The sequence below is a fragment of the Streptococcus azizii genome (genome assembly GCF_001984715.1).
GTDB classification, from domain to species: Bacteria; Bacillota; Bacilli; order Lactobacillales; family Streptococcaceae; genus Streptococcus; species Streptococcus azizii.
The window spans coordinates 1-5,352 of record NZ_MSPR01000035.1 but is presented as its reverse complement, the minus strand read 5'-3'; the positions used below and the strand labels follow the sequence as shown (position 1 = coordinate 5,352).

The 5,352-nt window shown below is 49.5% G+C and carries 1 tRNA gene and 3 rRNA genes; all 4 read right to left on the bottom strand.

Features of this window, described 5'->3' with window-relative positions:
• Window positions 1-116: ribosomal RNA gene (rrf, locus tag BVE84_RS10170) — 5S ribosomal RNA — on the bottom strand.
• Between the two features lie 78 nt (window positions 117-194).
• Window positions 195-3,095, bottom strand: a 23S ribosomal RNA gene (locus tag BVE84_RS10165).
• A 401-nt stretch (window positions 3,096-3,496) separates the two neighbouring features.
• Window positions 3,497-3,569, bottom strand: a tRNA-Ala gene (locus tag BVE84_RS10160).
• Between the two features lie 225 nt (window positions 3,570-3,794).
• Window positions 3,795-5,341: ribosomal RNA gene (locus BVE84_RS10155) — 16S ribosomal RNA — on the bottom strand.
• Together the 16S, 23S and 5S rRNA genes with 1 tRNA gene alongside form the textbook arrangement of a ribosomal RNA operon.
• Window positions 5,342-5,352: the final 11 nt, after the last annotated feature.

Here is a 5,352-nt window from a genome sequence, read left to right as displayed (position 1 = left end):
GCTAAGCAACTACCTTATCTCACAGGGGGCAACCCCCAACTACTTCCGGCGTTCTAGGGCTTAACTGCTGTGTTCGGCATGGGTACAGGTGTATCTCCTAGGCTATCGTCACTTAACTGTAGTGGTTTATCCACTGAAAATTGAATACCTATATTCTAACAAGATAACCGACGCTTGTCAATATTGTACTTATATTGGATAAGTCCTCGAGCGATTAGTATTGGTCCGCTCCATTGCTCACACAACTTCCACTTCCAACCTATCTACCTGATCTTCTCTCAGGGCTCTTACTAACTTGCGTTATGGGAAATCTCATCTTGAGGTGGGTTTCACACTTAGATGCTTTCAGCGTTTATCCCGTCCCTACGTAGCTATCCAGCCATGCCTCTGGCGAGACAACTGGTACACCAGCGGTAAGTCCACTCTGGTCCTCTCGTACTAGGAGCAGATCCTCTCAAATTTCCTACGCCCGCGACGGATAGGGACCGAACTGTCTCACGACGTTCTGAACCCAGCTCGCGTGCCGCTTTAATGGGCGAACAGCCCAACCCTTGGGACCGACTACAGCCCCAGGATGCGACGAGCCGACATCGAGGTGCCAAACCTCCCCGTCGATGTGAACTCTTGGGGGAGATAAGCCTGTTATCCCCAGGGTAGCTTTTATCCGTTGAGCGATGGCCCTTCCATGCGGAACCACCGGATCACTAAGCCCGACTTTCGTCCCTGCTCGAGTTGTAGCTCTCGCAGTCAAGCTCCCTTATACCTTTACACTCTGCGATTGATTTCCAACCAATCTGAGGGAACCTTTGGGCGCCTCCGTTACCTTTTAGGAGGCGACCGCCCCAGTCAAACTGCCCGTCAGACACTGTCTCCGATAGGGGTCACCTATCCGGGTTAGAGTGGCCATAACACAAGGGTAGTATCCCAACAGCGCCTCCTACGAAACTGGCGTCCCGTATTCATCGGCTCCTACCTATCCTGTACATGTGGTACAGACACTCAATATCAAACTGCAGTAAAGCTCCATGGGGTCTTTCCGTCCTGTCGCGGGTAACCTGCATCTTCACAGGTACTAAAATTTCACCGAGTCTCTCGTTGAGACAGTGCCCAAATCATTACGCCTTTCGTGCGGGTCGGAACTTACCCGACAAGGAATTTCGCTACCTTAGGACCGTTATAGTTACGGCCGCCGTTTACTGGGGCTTCAATTCAGATCGTCGCTTACGCTAAACCCTCCTCTTAACCTTCCAGCACCGGGCAGGCGTCACCCCCTATACATCATCTTACGATTTAGCAGAGAGCTGTGTTTTTGATAAACAGTTGCTTGGGCCTATTCACTGCGGCTGACATCTAGTCAGCACCCCTTCTCCCGAAGTTACGGGGTCATTTTGCCGAGTTCCTTAACGAGAGTTCTCTCGATCACCTGAGGCTACTCGCCTCGACTACCTGTGTCGGTTTGCGGTACGGGTAGAGTATGATACATCGCTAGAAGATTTTCTTGGCAGTGTGACGTCACTAACTTCGCTACTAAACTTCGCTCCCCATCACAGCTCAATGTTACAGATATAAGCATTTGACTCATATCACACCTCACTGCTTGGACAGGCTCTTCCAGTCGCCTGCTTTAGTTAGCCTACTGCGTCCCTCCATCACTTCATACTCTAGTACAGGAATCTCAACCTGTTGTCCATCGGATACACCTTTCGGTCTCTCCTTAGGTCCCGACTAACCCAGGGCGGACGAGCCTTCCCCTGGAAACCTTAGTCTTACGGTGGATGGGATTCTCACCCATCTTGCGCTACTCATACCGGCATTCTCACTTCTATGCGTTCCAGCACTCCTCACGGTATACCTTCTCCACACATAGAACGCTCTCCTACCATACCACTTAGTGGTATCCACAGCTTCGGTAAATTGTTTTAGCCCCGGTACATTTTCGGCGCAGGGTCACTCGACTAGTGAGCTATTACGCACTCTTTGAATGAATAGCTGCTTCTAAGCTAACATCCTAGTTGTCTGTGCAACCCCACATCCTTTTCCACTTAACAATTATTTGGGGACCTTAGCTGGTGGTCTGGGCTGTTTCCCTTTCGACTACGGATCTTAGCACTCGCAGTCTGACTGCCGATCATATCTTCTTGGCATTCGGAGTTTATCTGAGATTGGTAATCCGAGATGGACCCCTCACCCAAACAGTGCTCTACCTCCAAGAGACTTCATATCGACGCTAGCCCTAAAGCTATTTCGGAGAGAACCAGCTATCTCCAAGTTCGTTTGGAATTTCTCCGCTACCCACAAGTCATCCAAGCACTTTTCAACGTGCCCTGGTTCGGTCCTCCAGTGCGTTTTACCGCACCTTCAACCTGCTCATGGGTAGGTCACATGGTTTCGGGTCTATAACATGATACTATACCGCCCTCTTCAGACTCGGTTTCCCTACGGCTCCGTCTCTTCAACTTAACCTCGCATCATATCATAACTCGCCGGTTCATTCTACAAAAGGCACGCTCTCACCCATTAACGGGCTCGAACTTCTTGTAGGCACACGGTTTCAGGTTCTCTTTCACTCCCCTCCCGGGGTGCTTTTCACCTTTCCCTCACGGTACTGGTTCACTATCGGTCACTAGGGAGTATTTAGGGTTGGGAGATGGTCCTCCCAGATTCCGACGGGATTTCGCGTGTCCCGCCGTACTCAGGATACTGCTAGGTACAAAATCTGTTTCGTGTACGAGGCTCTCACTCTCTCTGGCTAACCTTCCCAGATTATTCCACTACAAATCTTGAGTCCACATTGCAGTCCTACAACCCCGAAGAGTAAACTCTTCGGTTTGCCCTCCTGCCAGTTCGCTCGCCGCTACTATGGCAATCGCTTTTGCTTTCTCTTCCTGCAGCTACTTAGATGTTTCAGTTCACTGCGTCTTCCCTCACTCAGTCTTAACAACTGAGGATGACAGGCTCTACCTGCCGGGTTCCCCCATTCGGACATCTCTGGATCGATGCTTACTTACAGCTCCCCAAAGCATTTCGTCGTTCGTCACGTCCTTCATCGGCTCCTAGTGCCAAGGCATCCACCGTGCGCCCTTATTAACTTAACCTTATTAACCTAGTCTTTTTAACTAGAAAACTCATTAAATATTCACAGCGTTTCGGTTTATTTTCTTGTTACTATTTGATATAGATATTCAATTTTCAATGGACAAATCTAAGATACTAAGACCGTCCCAACTTGTTGGGCATTTTCGTAGAAAAATAGGAAACTGACGTAGTGTCGCTAGACACTAGGAAGGTTATCTTTTTTCCTAGAAAATGAGGTCGTGTTCAATTACTTGAACAATATCTTTCTTATTTAGGATACTCAACACTTTATCATCAAGTAGTTGAACTCGAAACTAATTTCCTAGGAAAATAGATAAATCGTCTTGTGTTCTTCAAACACTTCTTCGATTTCCTAATTTTCTACGGAAATTTTCGCAAGCGAACCGTTTCTCGTATCCTATGGAGCCTAGCGGGATCGAACCGCTGACCTCCTGCGTGCAAAGCAGGCGCTCTCCCAGCTGAGCTAAGGCCCCGTACATACTATATGTACCTGTTAACGTTAATGAGTTTGTTTTACAAAACCCCTCAAAATTAAAGAAGACTACGTACAGGTTTCCGTAACGCATAACAGATTGAGTAATTGTACTCAGGCTAAAAAGCTAGTGATTTAGATAAACCACCTTGTATGCAAGCATACTGCGTTGGTTTCCTAAAATCATACGCTTTTCTGACGCCTTCTGTTACTTGTTTTTCCTTAGAAAGGAGGTGATCCAGCCGCACCTTCCGATACGGCTACCTTGTTACGACTTCACCCCAATCATCTATCCCACCTTAGGCGGCTGGCTCCGTAACGGTTACCTCACCGACTTCGGGTGTTACAAACTCTCGTGGTGTGACGGGCGGTGTGTACAAGGCCCGGGAACGTATTCACCGCGGCGTGCTGATCCGCGATTACTAGCGATTCCGACTTCATGTAGGCGAGTTGCAGCCTACAATCCGAACTGAGACTGGCTTTAAGAGATTAGCTTGCCGTCACCGACTTGCGACTCGTTGTACCAGCCATTGTAGCACGTGTGTAGCCCAGGTCATAAGGGGCATGATGATTTGACGTCATCCCCACCTTCCTCCGGTTTATTACCGGCAGTCTCGCTAGAGTGCCCAACTCAATGATGGCAACTAACAATAAGGGTTGCGCTCGTTGCGGGACTTAACCCAACATCTCACGACACGAGCTGACGACAACCATGCACCACCTGTCTCCTCTGTCCCGAAGGAAAATCCTATCTCTAGGACGGTCAGAGGGATGTCAAGACCTGGTAAGGTTCTTCGCGTTGCTTCGAATTAAACCACATGCTCCACCGCTTGTGCGGGCCCCCGTCAATTCCTTTGAGTTTCAACCTTGCGGTCGTACTCCCCAGGCGGAGTGCTTAATGCGTTAGCTCCGGCACTGAGTCCCGGAAAGGACCCAACACCTAGCACTCATCGTTTACGGCGTGGACTACCAGGGTATCTAATCCTGTTCGCTACCCACGCTTTCGAGCCTCAGCGTCAGTTACAGACCAGAGAGCCGCTTTCGCCACCGGTGTTCCTCCATATATCTACGCATTTCACCGCTACACATGGAATTCCACTCCCCCCTTCTGCACTCAAGTTTGACAGTTTCAAAAGCGTACTATGGTTGAGCCACAGCCTTTTACTTCTGACTTATCAAACCGCCTGCGCTCGCTTTACGCCCAATAAATCCGGACAACGCTCGGGACCTACGTATTACCGCGGCTGCTGGCACGTAGTTAGCCGTCCCTTTCTGGTAAGGTACCGTCACTTAGCGGATTTTCCACTCCCGCTAACGTTCTTCTCTTACAACAGAGCTTTACGATCCGAAAACCTTCTTCACTCACGCGGCGTTGCTCGGTCAGGGTTCCCCCCATTGCCGAAGATTCCCTACTGCTGCCTCCCGTAGGAGTCTGGGCCGTGTCTCAGTCCCAGTGTGGCCGATCACCCTCTCAGGTCGGCTATGTATCGTCGCCTTGGTGAGCCGTTACCCCACCAACTAGCTAATACAACGCAGGTCCATCTGGTAGTGAAGCACTTGCTTCTTTCAAAAAGATAACATGTGTCATCTTCTATTATGCGGTATTAGCTATCGTTTCCAATAGTTATCCCCCGCTACCAGGCAGGTTACCTACGCGTTACTCACCCGTTCGCAACTCTTCCAGAAGAGCAAGCTCTCCTTTTAGCGTTCTACTTGCATGTATTAGGCACGCCGCCAGCGTTCGTCCTGAGCCAGGATCAAACTCTCATTAAAATAATCGTTTG